The organism is Ruegeria sp. HKCCA4008 (genome assembly GCF_013033125.1).
Classification (GTDB): Bacteria; Pseudomonadota; Alphaproteobacteria; order Rhodobacterales; family Rhodobacteraceae; genus Ruegeria.
Map to the genome: position 1 here is coordinate 1 of NZ_WQDM01000017.1, position 18655 is coordinate 18655.

Annotated in this window: 18 protein-coding genes and 1 tRNA gene; 12 read left to right on the forward strand and 7 right to left on the reverse strand. The window is 58.2% G+C overall.

Annotated elements, in window-relative coordinates; genetic code table 11:
• Nucleotides 1–192, forward strand: a 192-nt coding sequence (locus tag GOW60_RS21035) for a hypothetical protein (protein WP_217355660.1), incomplete at its 5' end; no start/stop codon positions are given.
• A 64-nt stretch (nucleotides 193–256) separates the two neighbouring features.
• On the opposite strand, the gene msrQ is transcribed toward GOW60_RS21035, so the two are convergent.
• Both msrQ and msrP read right to left on the reverse strand, forming a co-directional pair.
• Nucleotides 257–871 (reverse strand): protein-methionine-sulfoxide reductase heme-binding subunit MsrQ, encoded by a 615-nt coding sequence (gene msrQ, locus GOW60_RS20585; RefSeq protein WP_171230754.1) that lies wholly within the window; start codon nucleotides 869–871, stop codon nucleotides 257–259.
• A 4-nt stretch (nucleotides 872–875) separates the two neighbouring features.
• A complete protein-coding gene (gene msrP / locus GOW60_RS20590; protein ID WP_171230778.1) occupies nucleotides 876–1778 on the reverse strand; it encodes a protein-methionine-sulfoxide reductase catalytic subunit MsrP in 903 nt (300 codons plus the stop codon).
• Between the two features lie 331 nt (nucleotides 1779–2109).
• Between msrP and GOW60_RS20595 the strand changes: the two genes are divergently transcribed.
• The 3 genes from GOW60_RS20595 (at nucleotide 2110) to GOW60_RS20605 (ending at nucleotide 3582) form a co-directional block, all read left to right on the forward strand.
• Entirely contained in the window at nucleotides 2110–2925 is an 816-nt protein-coding gene (locus tag GOW60_RS20595; protein ID WP_152456693.1) for a cyclase family protein, read from the forward strand.
• 120 nt (nucleotides 2926–3045) lie between these two features.
• On the forward strand, nucleotides 3046–3378 hold the full coding sequence (locus GOW60_RS20600; protein WP_171230755.1) for a hypothetical protein: 333 nt from the start codon (nucleotides 3046–3048) through the stop codon (nucleotides 3376–3378).
• Nucleotides 3379–3381: 3 nt separating this feature from the next.
• Nucleotides 3382–3582: a hypothetical protein gene (locus GOW60_RS20605; protein ID WP_171230756.1), complete on the forward strand. Its 201-nt coding sequence runs from the start codon at nucleotides 3382–3384 to the stop codon at nucleotides 3580–3582.
• A 46-nt stretch (nucleotides 3583–3628) separates the two neighbouring features.
• Here the strand turns inward: GOW60_RS20605 and clpB are convergent, their stop codons facing one another.
• From clpB to GOW60_RS20620, 3 genes are all read right to left on the reverse strand, one after another.
• Entirely contained in the window at nucleotides 3629–6247 is a 2619-nt protein-coding gene (gene clpB / locus GOW60_RS20610) for an ATP-dependent chaperone ClpB (RefSeq protein WP_171230757.1), read from the reverse strand.
• Between the two features lie 126 nt (nucleotides 6248–6373).
• Nucleotides 6374–6688 carry a hypothetical protein gene (locus tag GOW60_RS20615; RefSeq protein ID WP_171230758.1) on the reverse strand — a complete coding sequence of 105 codons (315 nt, stop codon included), beginning with the start codon at nucleotides 6686–6688 and terminating at the stop codon, nucleotides 6374–6376.
• A gap of 100 nt (nucleotides 6689–6788) precedes the next feature.
• A complete protein-coding gene (locus tag GOW60_RS20620; protein ID WP_171230759.1) occupies nucleotides 6789–8045 on the reverse strand; it encodes a tetratricopeptide repeat protein in 1257 nt (418 codons plus the stop codon).
• Between the two features lie 87 nt (nucleotides 8046–8132).
• On the opposite strand from GOW60_RS20620, the gene pyrF reads away from it, so the two are divergent.
• Together pyrF and GOW60_RS20630 are read left to right on the forward strand one after the other, a co-directional pair.
• Entirely contained in the window at nucleotides 8133–8846 is a 714-nt protein-coding gene (gene pyrF / locus GOW60_RS20625) for an orotidine-5'-phosphate decarboxylase (RefSeq protein ID WP_171230760.1), read from the forward strand.
• Between the two features lie 336 nt (nucleotides 8847–9182).
• A complete protein-coding gene (locus GOW60_RS20630) occupies nucleotides 9183–10436 on the forward strand; it encodes a DNA polymerase IV (protein WP_171230761.1) in 1254 nt (417 codons plus the stop codon).
• A 2-nt stretch (nucleotides 10437–10438) separates the two neighbouring features.
• Here GOW60_RS20630 and GOW60_RS20635 read toward each other — a convergent pair whose 3' ends face one another.
• Entirely contained in the window at nucleotides 10439–11299 is an 861-nt protein-coding gene (locus GOW60_RS20635; protein ID WP_171230762.1) for an N-formylglutamate amidohydrolase, read from the reverse strand.
• A gap of 148 nt (nucleotides 11300–11447) precedes the next feature.
• Here GOW60_RS20635 and GOW60_RS20640 point away from each other — a divergent pair.
• From GOW60_RS20640 to GOW60_RS20665, 6 genes are all read left to right on the forward strand, one after another.
• Nucleotides 11448–11522 (forward strand) — tRNA-Val (locus GOW60_RS20640).
• Between the two features lie 90 nt (nucleotides 11523–11612).
• Nucleotides 11613–11738 (forward strand): type B 50S ribosomal protein L36, encoded by a 126-nt coding sequence (gene ykgO, locus GOW60_RS20645; protein ID WP_005648635.1) that lies wholly within the window; start codon nucleotides 11613–11615, stop codon nucleotides 11736–11738.
• A gap of 113 nt (nucleotides 11739–11851) precedes the next feature.
• Nucleotides 11852–13012, forward strand: coding sequence for a sialidase family protein (locus tag GOW60_RS20650; protein WP_171230763.1), 1161 nt, complete (start codon nucleotides 11852–11854; stop codon nucleotides 13010–13012).
• Nucleotides 13013–13207: 195 nt separating this feature from the next.
• The gene (locus GOW60_RS20655) at nucleotides 13208–14224 is read left to right on the forward strand and encodes a Fe(3+) ABC transporter substrate-binding protein (RefSeq protein ID WP_171230764.1); all 1017 of its coding nucleotides are present in this window, start codon (nucleotides 13208–13210) and stop codon (nucleotides 14222–14224) included.
• Nucleotides 14225–14342: 118 nt separating this feature from the next.
• Complete coding sequence (locus GOW60_RS20660; RefSeq protein ID WP_171230765.1) at nucleotides 14343–14897, forward strand: helix-turn-helix domain-containing protein; 555 nt, start codon at nucleotides 14343–14345, stop codon at nucleotides 14895–14897.
• Nucleotides 14894–15415 carry a GNAT family N-acetyltransferase gene (locus tag GOW60_RS20665; RefSeq protein WP_171230766.1) on the forward strand — a complete coding sequence of 174 codons (522 nt, stop codon included), beginning with the start codon at nucleotides 14894–14896 and terminating at the stop codon, nucleotides 15413–15415. The genes GOW60_RS20660 and GOW60_RS20665 overlap by 4 nt, the downstream gene beginning before the upstream one ends.
• 194 nt (nucleotides 15416–15609) lie before the next feature.
• Here GOW60_RS20665 and GOW60_RS20670 read toward each other — a convergent pair whose 3' ends face one another.
• Nucleotides 15610–18402 (reverse strand): bifunctional aconitate hydratase 2/2-methylisocitrate dehydratase, encoded by a 2793-nt coding sequence (locus tag GOW60_RS20670; RefSeq protein ID WP_171230767.1) that lies wholly within the window; start codon nucleotides 18400–18402, stop codon nucleotides 15610–15612.
• Nucleotides 18403–18655 lie beyond the last annotated feature (253 nt).

Consider the following 18655-nt stretch of genomic DNA (forward strand, 5'->3'; position numbering starts at 1 on the left):
CGTCAGGCCGTCTCTCCGACCCGTCAGCACCGCCTCAGCAGCGCCGGTGAAGGGGGTTCTAAGTATAACAAACAAATCCCGCAAGCGGAAAATACACAAAAACAGAAGAAATTCTTGAGAAGTTCATTTATCCATCAATTACAGATACTTAAACCGGTTCAATCAAGCGCACCGCCGCTGACAACCATGTAATGACAGGTCAGAATTCCCGGTTCAGCGCGTTATGCACATGATTACCCACAGACTCACGTCCGAGTCAGGCAGAATCGGCCCTGTTGGACCGGAAAGACAGGTTTGGAATCGGCAGGCGCAGTGCAAGCAGGGCGATGATGGCCGCCAGGTAAGCAAGCGGCTCGATCTGAAATCCTTTTGCCAGCAAGAGGTAATGCATCGCCCCCAACAATGCGGCCGCGTACACAAGGCAGTGCAGCTTGCGCCAGCGCGGTCCCAGTCGGCGCACCGACCAGTTGTTGGAGGTCAATGCCAGCGGAAGCAGAAGAAGAAACGCCGCCATGCCGACCGTTATGTACGGGCGTTTGAGGATATCCGCCCAGATCTGGCTGGGAAGCTGCACATCCAGAACCAGCCACACAAGAAGATGCAACGCGACGTACACAAACGTGAGCACCCCGATCGCGCGGCGAAACTTCATCAGATTGAGGCCGACATGCCGGCGCAGGGGTGTGACCGCCAAACCGGCTATCAGCAACTGAAGGGCCAGTTCCCCATATCTGTGCTCCAACGCCTCGATCGGTTCGACGCCCAGACCACCGGTCAGGCCAAGATAAAACAGCCAGGGCGCGGGCAACGCCCCCAGCAGATATATGACCCATACCGGAATACGGCGGAGTGTCTGGTTCATCGCCGACATGGTCCTAGTAGTACTTGGCCAGATCCATGCCTTCATAAAGGCTGGCGACCTCTTGTTCATAGCCGTTGAACATCAGCGTCGGCTTGCGTGACGCGAAAAGCCCGCCCCCGATCTCGCGCTCTGAAGCCTGAGACCAGCGTGGATGGTCCACGTTGGGGTTCACATTACTGTAGAACCCGTATTCGCGTGGATTGGACATGTTCCAGCTGGTGGGCGGTTCATCCTTTGTAAGCGTGATCCGAACAATCGACTTGATCGATTTGAAGCCGTATTTCCAAGGGACGACCAGACGCAAGGGGGCACCGTTCTGGTTGGGAATTGGGCGGTCGTAAATTCCGGTTGCCATGATTGTCAGAGGGTGCATCGCCTCGTCCAGGCGCAAGCCCTCTCGGTACGGCCAATCAAGAACGGGAAACCGCGTTCCCGGCATCTCGTCCGGGCGATAGGCCGTCTCAAAAGCCACATATTTCGCGCCGTCTTGCACGCCCGCCATATTGAGAAGGTCGGCCAGCTCAAACCCGTTCCACGGAATTACCATCGACCAGGCTTCCACACAGCGGAAGCGGTAGATCCGCTCCTCTATCGTCATCCCGGACAGGATGGCCTGAAAATCATAGTCGCCGGGGCGGTCGACCAGACCGTCAATCGTGACGCTCCAGGGTTCGGTCACCAGCGTATGAGCATATTTCGCCGGGTCATCTTTTCCGGTCCCGAACTCATAGTAGTTGTTGTAGGTGGTGATCTCTTCCCACGTGTTCGGCTCCAACCCATCCTGTGCTGCCGCCGGTTTGGCCATCGCAGTCAGGCCGACACCTGCCAGCCCGGCCATAACCTGCCGCCGGTTGAGGAACGCCGCCCGGGGGGTGACGTCGGCATGTGTCAAAGTATTGGTCCAGCGATGCGCCATATGGGTCTCCGTCATCTTCAGTGGTGGCTATTGACGTAGTGTGCTGATAGCACAGAGCCACGGAAACAGGCGTAACGATTGAGCGAAGTGATTGTAACGTTCCGATGTGACTGAGCATTCGAGTAACGTTTTCAGCACCGAAAACCATAGACTAGAGAGCTTTTGGAGCCCGGCGGAAAACCGCGGTTTTCGTGGATTACCGTCAGAACACGGGCACAAAACTTTACAACTGCGGGCGCAAGGCTGCACTCTGTCAGACGGGCGCCATGCCAAGCCGAACGCGAGGCAAGGCTGCGATTGCAGCCTTTTGGCCGCAATGGGAGGAAGAAAAATGTGTGATATCTGCGTAATGAATGCCGTCAAAGACAAGATGCTGTCTCGTCGCGGGTTCTTCAAAGCTGCCGCCGCTTCGGGTGTTGCAGCAGCCGCAACCGGGGCCGTCGCGCCGGCAGCACTGGCGGCCGGGCATGGCGGTGTCGAAGATATGACCCATACGCTGAGCCCGGATTTCCCGACATGGGGCGGCGAACCCGGCATTTCCGCCGAGCAAGCATTCAACTTTGCTGATCACGGCTTCAATCTGTTCAACCTTTCAATCAACGAACATACGGGCACGCATATCGATGCGCCGCTTCACTTTTCGGCGGATGGGACGTCGGTTGATGAAATCCCCGTCACGGATCTAGTCGCCCCCTTATGCGTCGTGGACATCGCCGCCCGAGCGGCCGAGGACGCTGACACGCGCGTCACCCCGGACGATCTGAAAGCCTGGGTTGCGGCCAATGGTGATATCCCAGATGGTGCCTGCGTGGCGATGCATTCCGGATGGGCAGGCAAAACCGCCACGGATGAGTTCCGCAATTTCGACGGCGAAGCGCAGCATTACCCGGGCTTCCACGTTGAAGCCGCGCAGATGCTGATGGAGGAGACCGGAGCACGATCAATTGCCGTTGATACCCTGTCCCTCGATCACGGCATGTCCGCGGATTTCGCGACGCATTACGCGTGGTTGCCGTCAGGCCGGTTCGGGATCGAATGCCTGGCTGGGCTGGATCGCGTGCCTGCGTCGGGTGCAACGCTGGTGATCGGCGCACCCAAGCACCAAGGCGGCACCGGCGGGCCGGCCCGGATCTTTGCATTGGTCTGACGAATTCCCGGGCGGCTGACCAACGCCCGCCCGGCCATCTTTCCGGCAGAGCCAAACTTCTGCCAAAGTTGCAGACCAAGACTTCGTGCATTCTTGATCTGTTTGGGACACCCTGCCTCCATGTTGCTCAAACCACTTGTTGTTTCTCTGTCTTTGCTGTGCGGACCGGCATTGGCTGATGTGCAATCGTGCAAAAAGCTGTTTGAGCGCGCGCCGCAGGTCCTGAGCGATCTGAACCAGATCGGGTCGGAAGTTTATGAAGACAGCCATCCGGGCCTCGGCTATTCCGCCACTCTTGCAGACCCATCTTCCAAGATCACGGTTTTCTTCTATGACCATCAACAAAGGGACGTCTCATCCGAAATGGCCCTTGAAAGCTTCAAGCAAGCTGCACGCGATATCGGTGCAATAGCTGCGCGGCGCGATGCCGAGCTTGGCGAAATCAACGCCTAACAGTTGCGTGATCCGTCGCAGGTGTTGCCGTATCGGGCCGAGGCCAAGGCATCGGATGGCCTGTCCGAACTTCTGGCAGTCGGCGTCGTGGACAATTGTATTGTGAAGCTGAGGTTCACGGCCCAGTTTCCAATGGAGAAAGCGCAGGTTTGGATGAAGGTCCTCAGTGATTATCCGAACAAAGGCTATGGAAAGCCGACATGAAAAAGGCCCGCCAAAAAAAGCGGGCCTTTCAGTTCACGGTGTCAGATCAATGCACCACGGCATCGTCCGGGCGGGGTCGCTCGGAAGTTCCCAAACGATCGCCGATGATCAAACCATCCGGCCCGGCGGTGACCGGAACGACGTCACCATCCTTGATTTCCCCGGCCAGCAGAGCTTCGGCCAACGGGTTCTGCAAGGCGCGCTGGATGACGCGTTTCAGCGGGCGGGCACCGAAGACCGGGTCATAGCCTTCATTGGCCAGCCATTCCTTGGCGCTGTCATCCAGGGCCAGCTCGATCTTGCGGGCGGCCAGACGTTTTTGCAGACGTGCCATCTGAATATCGACGATGCCATCCATATCGGCCCGCTTGAGGCGGTCAAAGATGATCGTTTCGTCCAGACGGTTCAGGAACTCGGGCCGGAAATGTGCCCGGACCGCATCCATCACGTCGCGCTTGGCCTGTGAACTGTCCGCACCTTCGGGCAACTGGCTGAGCGCCTGAGACCCAAGGTTCGACGTCAGGATGATCAGCGTCTGTTTAAAGTCCACGGTGCGGCCCTGACCATCGGTCAGAACGCCATCGTCCAGAACCTGCAACAGCACGTTGAAGACATCCGGGTGCGCCTTTTCGACCTCGTCGAACAGCACGACCTGATAGGGTCTGCGCCGCACGGCTTCGGTCAGCACACCACCTTCGTCATAACCGACATAGCCCGGAGGGGCACCGATCAGACGGGCGACCGCGTGTTTCTCCATGAACTCGGACATATCGATGCGCACCATCGCGTTGTCGTCGTCGAACAGGAAATTCGCCACGGCCTTGGTCAGCTCGGTCTTACCCACGCCGGTCGGCCCAAGGAACAGGAACGAGCCGAGCGGGCGGTTTTCGTCATTCAGACCCGCACGCGCACGGCGTACTGCATTGGCAACCGCGGTGACTGCCGCATCCTGACCGATCACGCGCGAATGCAGTTCTTCTTCCATCCGCAGCAGTTTCTCGCGTTCACCTTCCAGCATTTTGGCGGTCGGGATGCCCGTCCAGCGTTCGACAACACTGGCGATCTGTTCGGGACGCACCGTTTCCTCGGCCATCATGGCGTTGCTTTCGGCATTCTCGGCCTCGGACAGCTTTTTCTCAAGCTCGGGGATGATGCCATAGGACAGCTCACCCGCCTTGGCGAGGTTGCCTTCGCGCTTGGCGATTTCCAGATCGGCCCGCGCCTTGTCGAGCTGTTCCTTCAAATCCCGCGCGCCAGCCAGCTTGTCGCGTTCGGCCTGCCACTGCGCGGTCATCTCGGCGGATTTTTCCTGAAGTTCTGCAAGATCCTTCTGCAAGGTTTCCAGGCGATCCTTCGATGCCGCATCGTCTTCCAGCTTCAGCGCCTCTTCTTCGATCTGCATCTGAAGGATCTGACGATCCAGCTGATCAAGCTCTTCGGGCTTGGAGTCCACCTCCATCCGCAGACGCGACGCTGCCTCGTCGACAAGATCGATGGCCTTGTCGGGCAGGAACCGATCGGTGATATAGCGATGCGACAGGGTCGCCGCCGACACCAGCGCCGAATCCGAGATGCGCACACCGTGGTGCAGCTCGTACTTCTCTTTGATACCACGCAGAATGCTGATCGTGTCCTCGACCGTCGGTTCCTGAACCATCACCGGCTGGAAGCGGCGCGCAAGGGCCGCGTCTTTTTCGACGTATTTGCGATACTCGTCCAGTGTGGTCGCACCGATGCAGTGCAGCTCACCCCGTGCAAGCGCAGGCTTGATCAGGTTGGCGGCATCCATCGCACCATCCGATTTGCCCGCGCCAACCAGCGTGTGCATCTCGTCGATGAACAGGATGATCTCACCGGCGGCCTCGGTCACCTCGGTCAGAACAGCCTTGAGGCGTTCTTCGAATTCACCACGGTATTTCGCACCGGCAATCAGCGCCCCCATGTCGAGCGCAAGCAGCTTCTTGTCCTTCAGCGATTCCGGCACGTCGCCGTTGACGATGCGCAGGGCCATGCCCTCGGCGATCGCGGTTTTACCGACGCCGGGTTCACCGATCAGAACCGGGTTGTTCTTGGTGCGGCGCGACAGAACCTGCATCGCGCGGCGAATTTCCTCGTCGCGGCCGATGATCGGGTCGATCTTGCCTTCGCGCGCGGCCTCGGTCAGGTCGCGGGCATATTTCTTGAGCGCGTCATAGCCCTCTTCCGCCGTTGCAGTGTCAGCAGTGCGCCCCTTGCGGATGTCGTTGATGGCTTCGTTGAGCTTTTGCGCAGATACCGCACCCGCCTCCAGCGCCTCTTTGGCCTTGGATTTGACCATGCACAGCGCCATCAACACGCGTTCGACCGGAACAAAGCTGTCGCCCGCCTTGGTGGCGATCTTTTCAGCCTCGTCCAGAACCTTGGCCGTCTGGCCGTCCATGTAAATCTGGCCGGCATCGCCGCTGACTTTCGGGATCTTGCCCATGGCTGCGTCAAGCGCCTCGACCACGCGGTTCGGCGCGCCGCCCGCGCGTGTGATCAGATTGCTTGCCAGCCCCTGATCGTCATCCATCAATGCTTTGAGTATATGTGTGGGCTCCAACCTCTGGTGCCCCTCGCGCAGCGCAATGGTCTGCGCCGCCTGCACGAACCCCCGTGCCCGTTCAGTGAACTTGTTCAAGTCCATGGTATTCTCCTTTTCCAAGCGCCCGGTGATTTTGCGCCCGCTTGGCAGCACGCAGTGGTCCGGGCCTTGACCTCAATCTGGGAAACTTCTCCGCTGCTTCAAGAGGCTAGAGAGTGAAAAAACGCCTCAACCACGCGGAATCGTATAGACGGTGTAGCCCCCGGTTTCGGCCACCTGCTGGGCATCGCTCGTCTCGACCAGCGACTGCGCGGCGGCGCTGCCCGTGGGGCAGGATACAAGGTCGGCGGTGTGGTCAAGGAAATTGCCGGTAAAGGCGGTTTCGCCGGTCAACTGGCACCAGTCATCTTCGGACCGATAGCCGCGGACAAGATACAAATCATCATTGGTCGGGGGCGGCGCGGCGCCTGTTTCGGTCTGTGGCGGCGTGTCGGCACAGGCGGCCAGCGTGGCGACGACGGCCAGCGGAACAAGGTGCTTCATGGTCTGTCCCCTTGATGCAATTTTCGTTTCAGAATGGCAGCACCATAGCACGGTTGGGACAAAGCGGGGACACCGCTGGCTCTTTTGTCAGCCGTGGGGGTCAACCGCCTTCGATCTGCCGGATCAGCTTTTGCGCCTCGTCATCGCCCTGCTCGGCCGCGAGGCGAAGAAACCTCAGCGCCTCTTCGACATCGCCGGTTTCATATAGCAACCGGCCGAATTTGCGCTGCGATTTCACATCGCCAAGCTTTGCGGCCCCGCCCCAGAACAACAGGGCCGCTTCCGTGTCCTGGGGCACACCGTCCCGCCCGTGATAGGTCAAAGACCCGAGATTGTGCAGCGCCACGACATTGTTCTGCCTGGCGGCCTGAAAATAATAATCCAGCGCCTGTTCGATGTCCTTGGAGTAGCCGTTCTCGCCGATCTCGTAGATGTATCCCAGACGCGCCGCGGCATCGGCGCTGCCGTTTCGGGCCGCCATCTTCAGATAATCGACCGCGCGCTGCATATCGCGCGTGACATGCGTGCCTTCGCGATAGATTACGCCGAGATGCAGCAAAGACGGCTCATATCCGAAGAACGCGGCCCTTTCATAATAGTACAGCGCCTTGTCGATGTCGGGCGCAACACCTTTCCCGTTCTCGTAGCCATAAGCGACGTTGTGCATCCCCATCGGCAGACCGGTTTCGGCAGCCGCCATGTACCAGGCAAACGCGGTCTCGTGGTCCTCGGGAACGATCTCGCCATCATTATAGAGCGAAGCGAGCGTGTTCATCGCCAGCCCGCTACCCTCCATCGCGGCCAGTTCCGAGAACTCGAGCGCCATTTCCAGCTCGCCGCCCTTCATGAGCGCCCGGCCAAAGGCGGCCACGACCTCGGCATCGACATCCTGGTCTTTCAGCAGCAGATCAGCACAGATCGCCATCGCATTCTCGGCGTCCATGTCGGCCCATTTCACCCCGTCGAAATAGGGCGACTGGCCCGGAACGGCAGCGGCCATCAGGCAGTCATACTCTCCGTCCGAATAGTCGGGGTCTTGCGGTGGATCGTCGGGTTCGGGTTCCGGCCGGGGGCGCAGGTCGGAAACCCGCAGGCGCCTTTGCGGTTCCTTGGGGGCGTCGGCTTTTGCCGGCGCTGGGGTCTCCCCGGTCAACCCGACCAGCAGATCGCGCGCCAGCTGCGAATAGATCGGACAATCGGCGTAGATCTGTGCAAAACTCTCGATCGCGGTCGCCGACCCGCTGTCCTTGACGTCCGCCCAGACCAGTCGGGCCTCGCCGCAATCCGTGTCACCGGCCCAGACCGCGCCCGCCCCGACCAGAACAGCCGCCGAGGCCACCACACCCAACCGTATCATCCCGTATTTTCCTGCGTCTTTTCTTGTCTCGATGCGCCACACGCTCTACAGAAGCGCCGATCACGTCAAGTTTGAAAGGCCGAAACAATGTCCCGAACCGCAGATGACCGCCTGATCGTCGCCCTCGACGTCCCCAACGCGCTGGAAGGGCTGAAGCTGGCCGAGACGCTGGGCGACGCCGTGTCGTTCTACAAGATCGGCCTGGGCATGCTGACAGGCGGCGGGCTGGCACTGGCCAATGAGCTCAAGCAGGAACACGGCAAGCGCATCTTTCTGGACATGAAGCTGTTCGACATCGGCAACACGGTAGAAAACGCGGTGCGGGGGCTGGCGCAGTTCGATCTGGATTTCCTGACCGTGCATGGCGACCCGCATGTGGTGCGCGCCGCCAAGGAAGGCGCGGCGGGCAAGGATCTGAAAATCCTGGCGGTGACCATCCTGACCTCGCTGAACCGCGACGACCTGGATGCCGGCATGATGAAGGCCGGTGACGTTCAGGACATGGTGGTGGAACGCGCCGCCCACGCCTTCGAGGCCGGGGCCGATGGCGTGATCGCCAGCCCGCAGGAGGCCGCCCTGATCCGCGCCCTGCCCCAGGCGACGGGCCGGCTGATCGTAACCCCCGGCGTGCGTCCGGCAGGCGCGGCACTGGGCGATCAAAAACGTGTGGCCACACCTGCCAGCGCCATCCAGGGCGGGGCGGATCATATCGTAGTTGGCCGCCCCATTTATCAGGCCGAAGATCCGAAATCCGCGGCCGCGGCCGTTTTGACCGAGTTAAATTATCTGAAAACGAGATGAGCAGGATCATCGTTTCAACAGGGATTCACGCTGAAAAAACCGCCGCAACAGGTTGACCTTACGTCAATTTTTCGCGAATCCGCGCCAAATCGTCCCTGTGCCAGAAAACACACATTCAAAAAGCGAGTTTTTGAAAAGCGCGCTTAACCCTATCTCAGCCCGAAAATCTTAGCGATTCTTAAGGGGATTTACTCCCCAACGAACCTATTCTTCCTGAGGTTCGTTACTTCCCCCCGCGAAGCGCGGGGGGTTTCTTTACTCTGAATGATCTTTGATCGATATCACTGGATGATATAAAGAACCCCCAAGACAACTGCGGAACACACGAGGACGCAGATGCCCGGTCTTTGCCGAGATTGCCTGACCCCTTTGACGAACGAACGGCGCTGCACGGCCTGCGGCAGCCCCAGGGTAAAGTCTCATCCCGAACTGTTTGATTTGTCCATCGCGCATATGGATTGCGATGCCTTCTATGCTTCGGTGGAAAAGCGGGACAATCCGGAATTGGCAGACAAGCCTGTCATCATCGGCGGCGGCAAACGCGGTGTTGTGTCCACGGCATGCTACGTGGCCCGAATTCGCGGTGTGCGATCCGCCATGCCCATGTTCAAAGCGTTGCAACTGTGCCCCGATGCCGTCGTGATCGCACCACGCATGTCCGTGTATGCCCAGGTGTCACGGGACATCCGCGCCATGATGGACGAACTGACACCAGTGGTCGAACCCCTGTCGCTGGACGAAGCTTTCATGGACCTGTCCGGCACCGAACGGCTGCACGGAGCCCCCCCGGCCGTCATGCTCGCGCGCCTGGTCAACCGCATGAAGGATGAACTGGGCGTGACAGGATCCATCGGGCTGAGTCACAACAAATTTCTGGCCAAGGTTGCCTCGGACCTCGACAAGCCCCGCGGGTTTTCGGTGATCGGCAAGGCAGAGACGGCAGAGTTTCTGAATGACAAACCCGTAAGGTTGATCTGGGGCATTGGCCCCGCCGCGCAGGAATCACTGGACCGGGCAGGGATTCGAACCTTCAACGACCTGCTGCGTTGGGATCAGGAGGCTTTGACTGCGCGTTTCGGCTCGATGGGGTATCGCCTGTGGCATCTGGCACGGGGTCAGGACAAACGGCGCGTTTCAGCCCATGAACCGATGAAATCCATCAGCAATGAGACCACGTTTTTCGAGGACACCGCCAATATCGACGTTCTGGACGGGCATTTGTGGCGCATGGCCCTAAAGGTCTCGGACCGGGCCAAGGCCAAGGATCTGGCTGGCCGGGTCGTTACGCTGAAGCTGAAGAAAGCCAATCACAAGGTTCTGACACGGCGCGTGTCATTGCGGGACGCAACGCAGATCGCCGACAGGATTTATCGCACCGCAAAAGGGCTTTTCGATCAGGTGGGGGATCAGGGGCCATACCGCCTGTTGGGGTGTGGCCTGTCTGACCTGTGCCCGGCGGATCAGGCCGACATTTCCGGCGACCTGCTTGATCCCGGCGCCGCCCGCAGATCACAGGCCGAGCGGGCCACCGACCAAATCCGCCAGAGGTTCGGCCCGGAAGCAATCGTGAAGGGCCGTGCTTTGCGCTAGTTTCATTCCGCCGCCAGACGATGAGGTTTGGAACCGATCCTGGATATGTCGCGCACCACCTGCCGAAGGAGTTTCGAAAACGTCATGAAATTGGCGTTCGGCGCAATCTTTTCTTCGTCCATATACAAGGCCCGGTCGATTTCAATCTGGATCGCGTGTTGCTGGCGGGTGGGGCGGCCATAAGTCTGAGTCACATAGGCCCCGGCAAACGGGGCATTGCGCACCACATTCAGACCTGCCGCAGCAAATGCCGATTCGATGAGGTCCACGATTTCAGACGAGGCCGAAGCACCGAACCGATCACCCAGCACGATCTCGGGCCGTTTGTTTCGGGTCGTACCAGCCATGGCCACCGCCTCATGCGGCATGGAGTGGCAATCCACCAGTATGGCCTGGCCGAATTTCTCGTGTGATTCGGCCAGTAGGGATTTCAAACGTGCATGATAGGGACGCCAATAGGTGTCGATACGCAGCCGCGCCTCGTCCATGGTCAGCTTGCCGCTGTAGATTGCCCGTCCATTGGCCACAACGCGGGGTATCACACCCAACCCTGATGCGACCCTGGGGTTGTGCCCATGCCTGCGGGCACCGCTGATCAGCGCCGGGTCCAGTTCGTCCAGACTGCGATTCAGGTCCAGATAGGCGCGCGGCATGGTCGCTTTGATCAAAGGCGCGCCATTTTCGGCCGCGGCAGCAAACAATTGATCCACGAAGGCGTCTTCCGAGGATCGAATCACGCTTTGATTCAGAACGGACCGCTTCAAAAACGCTTCGGGATAATTCCGCCCGCTATGCGGGGATGAAAAAACCACGCATGAACTGCGGTTTTCTGGCATATCCAATACAAAGGCTGCGTTCTGCATGATCCCTCCATGTTCGCAATCAACATAGACCGGAAAATAGTTCTACCAAACCCCTTGAACCCCTTTGCGACTCCTTTTATAGACCCCGCTACCGGCGCGGGGTTCCGCGCCCCATTTCGTTATGGGGCTGATCACGCAAAGGGAAAGTGGGCGGTTAGCTCAGCGGTAGAGCACTTCGTTGACATCGAAGGGGTCACAAGTTCGATCCTTGTACCGCCCACCATGATTTCACTGTTCCGGAAATCCGGGACACCCGAGTAACCCAGGCGCTGGCCACGTCCTTGATGAAGGCGCCGCAGATTGGAGACAGACCATGAAGGTCAAGAACTCGCTCCGCTCGCTCAAGAATCGGCACCGCGACTGCCGTGTTGTGCGTCGCAAAGGCCGCGTCTACGTTATCAACAAGACGCAGCGCAAGTTCAAAGCTCGTCAGGGCTGAGAACAGCGAAACACCGTTTTAGAAAACCGCGCTCTTGAGCGCGGTTTTTTTGTTTTCTGCACCTGTGCGCCCGACGTGCTACCCTTGCTTCGATATTATGGAGTGTAAAACCCATGCGCGAACACGGCATCGACGTACTGGTGGGGACGACCAAGGGAACGTTCATTGTCTCTGGTGATCAGAACAGGTCAGACTGGAAAGTGACGGGCCCGCATTGCGAAGGATGGCCGATCAACCACGTCATCGGCGACAAGGAAACGGGCACGCTTTGGGCCGGGGGCGGTGGTGACTGGCATGGTGCCGGTGTCTGGTGTTCCGAAGACGGCGGTGTGACTTGGCAGGTCGCAAAACTCACCAAGGGCCAAATGGACGAGTGGGCCGCCAACGACCAGGATTTTGCCCAGATGATCGGCTGGACCGGAGAACCCGCACCATTCGCCGATGAGTTTTCGCAGGTCTGGTCTTTGCGTTATCAACATGGAACGTTGTACGCAGGCACAAAACCGGCCCGCCTGCTAGCCAGCCACGATAATGGTCGGACATGGGACACGCTTGAGGGCCTGACAAACCACCCCTCGGCACCCGATTGGAATCCCGGCGGTGCGGGGCTGGTCCTGCATACAATCGTGACTGACCCAAATGATTCGAAAAAGCTCTGGGTCGGCATTTCCGCTGCGGGTGTGTTTGCAACCGAGGATGGCGGCGCAAGCTGGGAGCGGCGCAACCGATTGTCCAACGCCGAAGCTTGCACGCATCATGATCATCCCGCTGCCCCCAAGGATGGTGAAACGGGTCATTGCGTCCACAACATGGTTCAAGCTCCGGGAACCGCGGATCTGCTGTACCAGCAAAACCATCACGGTGTTTGGCGCTCGGCCGACGGAGGGCGCAGTTGGGATGACATCACCAAAGGCCTGCCATCCACCTTTGGATTTCCGATTCATGTGCACCCACGTGATTCGGACACGATCTGGACATTACCTTTGAACGGAGACAGCATCGGGCGTTATCCACCGGATGCCGCCGCGGCAGTTTGGAAATCCACAAATGGAGGCGCAACATGGCAAGACCAGCGGCGTGGGTTACCGCAAGAAAGCTGTTTTTTCACTGTTCTGAGACAGGCCATGGCCGGAGACCACCGAGACCCCGCCGGTATCTATTTCGGGACCAACAGCGGCTCGGTTTTTGCCAGTGTTGATGAAGGGGACACATGGACGGAAGTCGCGCGCCATTTGCCCACGATCCTTTCAGTTGAGGTACTTGATCGTGAGTGATCCAGACACCGCCACATGACTTGTATCTTTCCGTTCAACACAACTCGCGCCCGCCCGGAAAAGCCTCGCAAGGGTGCCTGCGCTCATTTGACCAAGTAAATCTGTCGGATTTTCTTGCATCTCGCTGAGAATCGTATAATTGAGCAAATCAGTCGGGTTATCGACCGACGCGAAATTCAATTGTTGGGGCAAACTATGCTGAAATCCACAACCTGCCTAGCTGCCGCTCTGTCGGCATTGATCGCAACATCAGCCGCGGCTGAAGGCGAGCTGAACCTTTATTCCTCGCGCCACTATGACACTGACGAACGTCTTTACACGGACTTCGAAGAAGCGACCGGCATCAAGATCAACCGGATCGAAGGCAAGGCGGATGAATTGATCGCGCGGATGGAAGCTGAAGGCGCGAACTCTCCGGCGGATGTCATGCTGACGGTCGACACGTCTCGCCTGGCGCGCGCCAAAGATGCGGGCATTCTGCAAGCCATCGACAGCGAAACCCTGGAAGAGCGCATCCCCGCCAACCTTCAGGACGAAGACAACCAGTGGTTCGGCTTCTCGCAGCGCGGTCGGATCATCTTTTTCAACAAAGAAAACGTTGCCAATCCGCCGGCCACTTACGCAGACCTCGCCAAGCCGGAATACAAGGGCCTGGTCTGCATCCGGTCCTCGACCAACACATACAACCAGACCCTGCTGGCTTCGATCATCACACATGAAGGCGCCGAAGCTGCAAAATCCTGGGCCGAAGGCGTTGTCGCCAACATGGCCCGAGACCCGCAGGGGGGTGACACCGACCAGCTGCGTGGCATCGTTTCGGGTGAATGCGACATCGCTGTATCGAACACCTACTACTATGCGCGGGCTATCCGCAAAGACGTCAAAGGCCTGTCCTCGGACCTCGACAAGATCGGCTGGGTCTTCCCCAATCAGGACAGCTATGGTGCGCATATGAACCTGTCGGGCGGTGGCGTCGCGGCACACGCGCCGAACAAGGAAAACGCAATCCTGTTCCTCGAGTATCTGGCAAGCGATCAGGCGCAGAAGTACTTCTCGGCGGGCAATGACGAATTCCCGGCAGTGCAGAGTGTAGAGCTGGCGGAATCGGTAAAGGCCCTGGGTGAGTTCAAAGCTGACGACGTGAACCTGTCGGAAGTCGCAAAGAACATCCCGGAAGCACAAAAAATCTTTAACGAAGTCGGCTGGAAGTAATCCACTGCCTCGTCAAAAGCTGGCAGAGGGCGCGGAGTTTCTGCGCCCTTTTTCATTTACATATATATAATTTTTATGTAATTTTCCCTTAGATGAAAAATATTCTCGTTTGTGATCCATGCTCGACAACCTCTCAAACCGCCTTGCCGTCCGTTTGAACGAACTCCGCCACGGGCGCGGATGGTCGCTGGATCAACTGGCCGCCCACAGCGGAATCAGCCGCGCCACGCTGTCCCGCATGGAGAAAGGAGAGGTCAGCCCCACCGCTGAGAGTCTTGGGCGCCTCTGTGCCGCTTATGACCTGCCGATGTCCCGGCTTTTGATGATGGTCGAAGACAGCTTTGACCCCAAAGTAGCGTTTGAACGCCAGACCGAATGGCGTGATCCCGAAACCGGCTTTACCCGCCGTGCAGTTTCACCGCCTGCAAACGGCCTGAACGCCGAGGTCGTGGAATGTCACCTGCCGCGCGACACGGTCATCACTTACGACGCGCCGCCCAAGTCCGGGCAGGAACACCATCTGATCCTGATCGACGGCGCCCTGACACTGACAGTTGACGGAACACCCCATGCGCTGAGCGCCGGAGATTGCCTGCGCTATCACCTGTCGGGCCCAACCCGGTTCGAAACCGGGGCATCTCGCGGTGCGCGTTATCTCTTGGTGCTGATATGATCTCGCGTCTGACCGATCTCGATTTCAGCGCGGCAGTGGATGATCTGGCGGAAATCCTCCACGCCTGTGTGCATGACGGGGCCAGCATCGGCTTTGTCCTTCCGTTTACCGAGGGTGACGCACGAAATTTCTGGCTGCAAAATGTTCGGCCCGGGCTGAAATCCGGGGCATTGGAGCTGTTTGTCCTCCACCACAACGGGCGCATTCAGGGCACGGTGCAACTGATCCCCGCGACCATGCCCAATCAGCCGCATCGCGCGGATGTCGCAAAACTTCTGGTGCACCCGAACGCCAGACGGCGCGGTTTTGGCCGCGCCTTAATGGAAGCCCTCTTTCAGCGAACGGCAGAGTTGGAGCGCACGATGCTGGTTCTGGATACCCGCAGCACCGACCCTTCTCGATTGCTTTATCTGGACCTGGGGTTTCAGATCGCCGGGGAAATTCCGAACTATTGCCGGAACCCGTTCGAAACCAGACTGGAACCCACAACTTACATGTATAAAGAGCTGTCAGCCTGACCCCAAACAGCGACCGTATAACCGTGGATCATGGATTTTTCCTCAATGGTCCTCGCGAAGTCGTGCGAAAGGTCCGGGGCATTCCCATGCCGCGCTTTTGCGCGGCGCGCGCTGCAACCAGGCCTGACCACAGCGGAACTCAATCGCCCGGCCACCTGAAGGGATGACCGGGCAATCAACTTGGTGCCTTGCGTTTAGAAATGCGCTGACTTCGTGCCTGCGGGCTTTTCCATCGGAGGCGCAAATTTGGTCAGGTCGATACCTTTCACTGCCGATTTGTATTCCTCGGCGGTTGGCATTCGGCCCAAAACAGCTGACAGCACCACCACCGGGGTCGATGCCAGCAGAGATTCGCCTTTCTTGTCCGCCGCGTCCTCAACAACACGTCCTTGGAACAGTCGTGTGGACGTGGCCAGAACAGTGTCACCCTTTGCGGCTTTCTCCTGGTTGCCCATACAGAGGTTACATCCCGGACGCTCCAGATACAGGATGTTCTCGTATTCCGTCCGCGCTTTGCTCTTTGGGAACAGATCGTCGAATTCAAAGCCTGAATACTTCTGAAGAATGCTCCACTCGCCTTCTTCTTTCAGCTCATCGATGATGTTGTAGGTGGGCGCAGCAACGACCAGCGGGGCCTTGAATTCTACTGTGCCCTTCTCCTGCTCGATGTTTTTCAGCATTTGCGAGACGATGACCAGATCGCCCTTGTGCACCATGCACGATCCAACAAATCCCAGATCGACCTTCTTTTCCCCCTTATAGTGGGAAACCGGTCGGATCGTGTCGTGGGTGTAACGTTTTGATACATCCGCGTTATTGACATCCGGGTCGGCGATCATGGGTTCGCTGATCTCATCCAGGTCAACCACCAGCTCGGCAAAATACTTGGCGTTTTCATCCGGCTTCAGGGCGGGCTTTTCACCCGACTTGATTTCCGCGATGCGCGCGTCGGCCTTGTCGATCAGACCTTGCAGTGTCCGGGCCTCGTTATCCATTCCCTTGTCGATCATGATCTGGATACGGCTTTTCGCGATTTCCAGAGATTCGATCAACGTGTCATCCGCCGAGATGCAGATCGAGGCCTTGGCCTTCATCTCGGCCGTCCAGTCAGTAAAGGTGAATGCCTGATCCGCCAGCAATGTGCCGATGTGAACTTCGATGATCCGGCCCTGGAACACGTTGTCGCCGAATTTCTTCAGCATCTGCGCCTGGGTGGCGTGAACCACATCGCGGAAATCCATGTGATCCGCCATCTGGCCCTTGAACGTCACCTTGACCGATTCCGGGATCGGCATGGTGGCTTCGCCAGTAGCCAGCGCCAGTGCAACAGTACCCGAGTCAGCACCAAACGCGACGCCTTTGGACATACGTGTATGCGAGTCGCCACCGATGATGATCGCCCAGTCATCCACGGTGATGTCGTTCAGAACCTTGTGGATGACGTCTGTCATCGGGTGATAAACACCTTTGGGGTCACGCGCGGTGATCAGGCCAAAGTTGTTCATGAATTTCATCAGTTTTGGGATATTTGCCTGTGCTTTGGAATCCCAAACCGAAGCCGTATGACAGCCAGACTGATAGGCGCCGTCAACGGTGGGCGATATCACTGTCGCCGCCATGGCTTCCAGTTCCTGCGCCGTCATCAGGCCGGTGGTGTCCTGCGAACCGACGATGTTGACCTTCACCCGAACATCCGAGCCCGCATGCAGAACTTTGCCTTCGGCCACGCCAACCGCATTCTTGTTGAATATCTTTTCAACCGCCGTCAGGCCCTGCCCTTCATGCGAGATCTCCTTGGACGGTGCGAAAGCGGATTTCAGCTCGATGCCGAGCGTCTCGGCCGCGAATGTCTGGAGCTTTTTGCCAAAGACAATGGCATAAGATCCTCCGGCCTTTATGAACTCGATCTTTTGCGGCGTGAAGGATGATGACAGATCGACCAGCTCTTTGTCGCCTGCGTCATTGTAGAGCTTTTTGTCCTTGGTGTTGATGGTCAGTACCGTTCCGGTCTCGACAGAGTATTTCTGCTCGAGGATAGGATTGCCGTCATTGTTGAGGATCGGATTGCCGTCGGCATCCACTTTCTTGACCCAGTTCTTGAGATCGATGCCGATCCCGCCGGTGACGCCGACGGTGGTCAGAAAGATCGGTGAAATCCCGTTTGTACCGGCAACAACCGGCGCGATGTTCACGAATGGAACATAGGGGCTAGCTTGCTTTCCGGTCCACAATGCAACGTTGTTGACACCGGACATGCGCGACGATCCAACGCCCATCGTCCCTTTTTCAGCAACCAGCATGACGCGCTTGTCCGGGTGCTGTTTTTGCAAGTCCTGAATCTCGGCCTGTGCTTCGGGTGAGATCATGCACTTTCCGTGCAATTCACGGTCCGACCGCGAATGCGCCTGATTGCCGGGCGACAGAAGATCGGTCGAAATATCCCCTTCGGCCGCCACATAGGTCACAACCTTGATTTCTTCTTCGATGTCGGGAAGCCGGGTAAAAAACTCGGCCTTGGCATAGCTTTCCAGAATGTCCCCGGCAACGGCGTTCCCGGCCTCAAAGGCTGTTTTCAGGCGGTTGGTATCTGCGTCGTACAGGAACACCTGGGTTTTCAGAACTGCCGCCGCTTTCTGCGCAATCTCTGCGTCATCGCCCAGCGCCAGATCAAGCAGAACCTCTACCGATGGGCCGCCCTTCATATGCGACAGCAATTCAAACGCGAAATCCTGCGAGATTTCTTCGACCGTCGCTTCACCCAGGATGATCTCTTTCAGAAAGCGCGCCTTTTCACCTGCGGCGCTGGTTGTGCCCGGAAGCGTGTTGTAGATGAAGTAGTTCAGTGAATCGGCACGATGAGCGTGACCCGTATCTTTGATCTGCCCGATGATTTCCTGCAAAAGAGCACCGTCTTCGATGGGTTTGGGGTGCAGACCCTGTTCTTTGCGCGTCTCGATTTCGTTCAGGTATTCTGTGTAAAGGCTCATGACGGTTCCGACCATTTAGCTGATGCACCGGGCCATGTGAAAGCCCGGCACCTTGAATTTGTATGCGGCGGTATACCAAACTGTGCCGGCGTGCAAGATACCGATCTGCGACCCAGTGTCCTGCCCTACGGGCGATGCCCGCCGCAATGTCGGGCGGTGCGTCGATGGGAATGTTCGATCCCCTACCCCCCGAAAGCCGCAATAAGCGCTTTCGCCAAGGGCAAAGAAGAATAGCCCACCCGTGAAGGTGTAA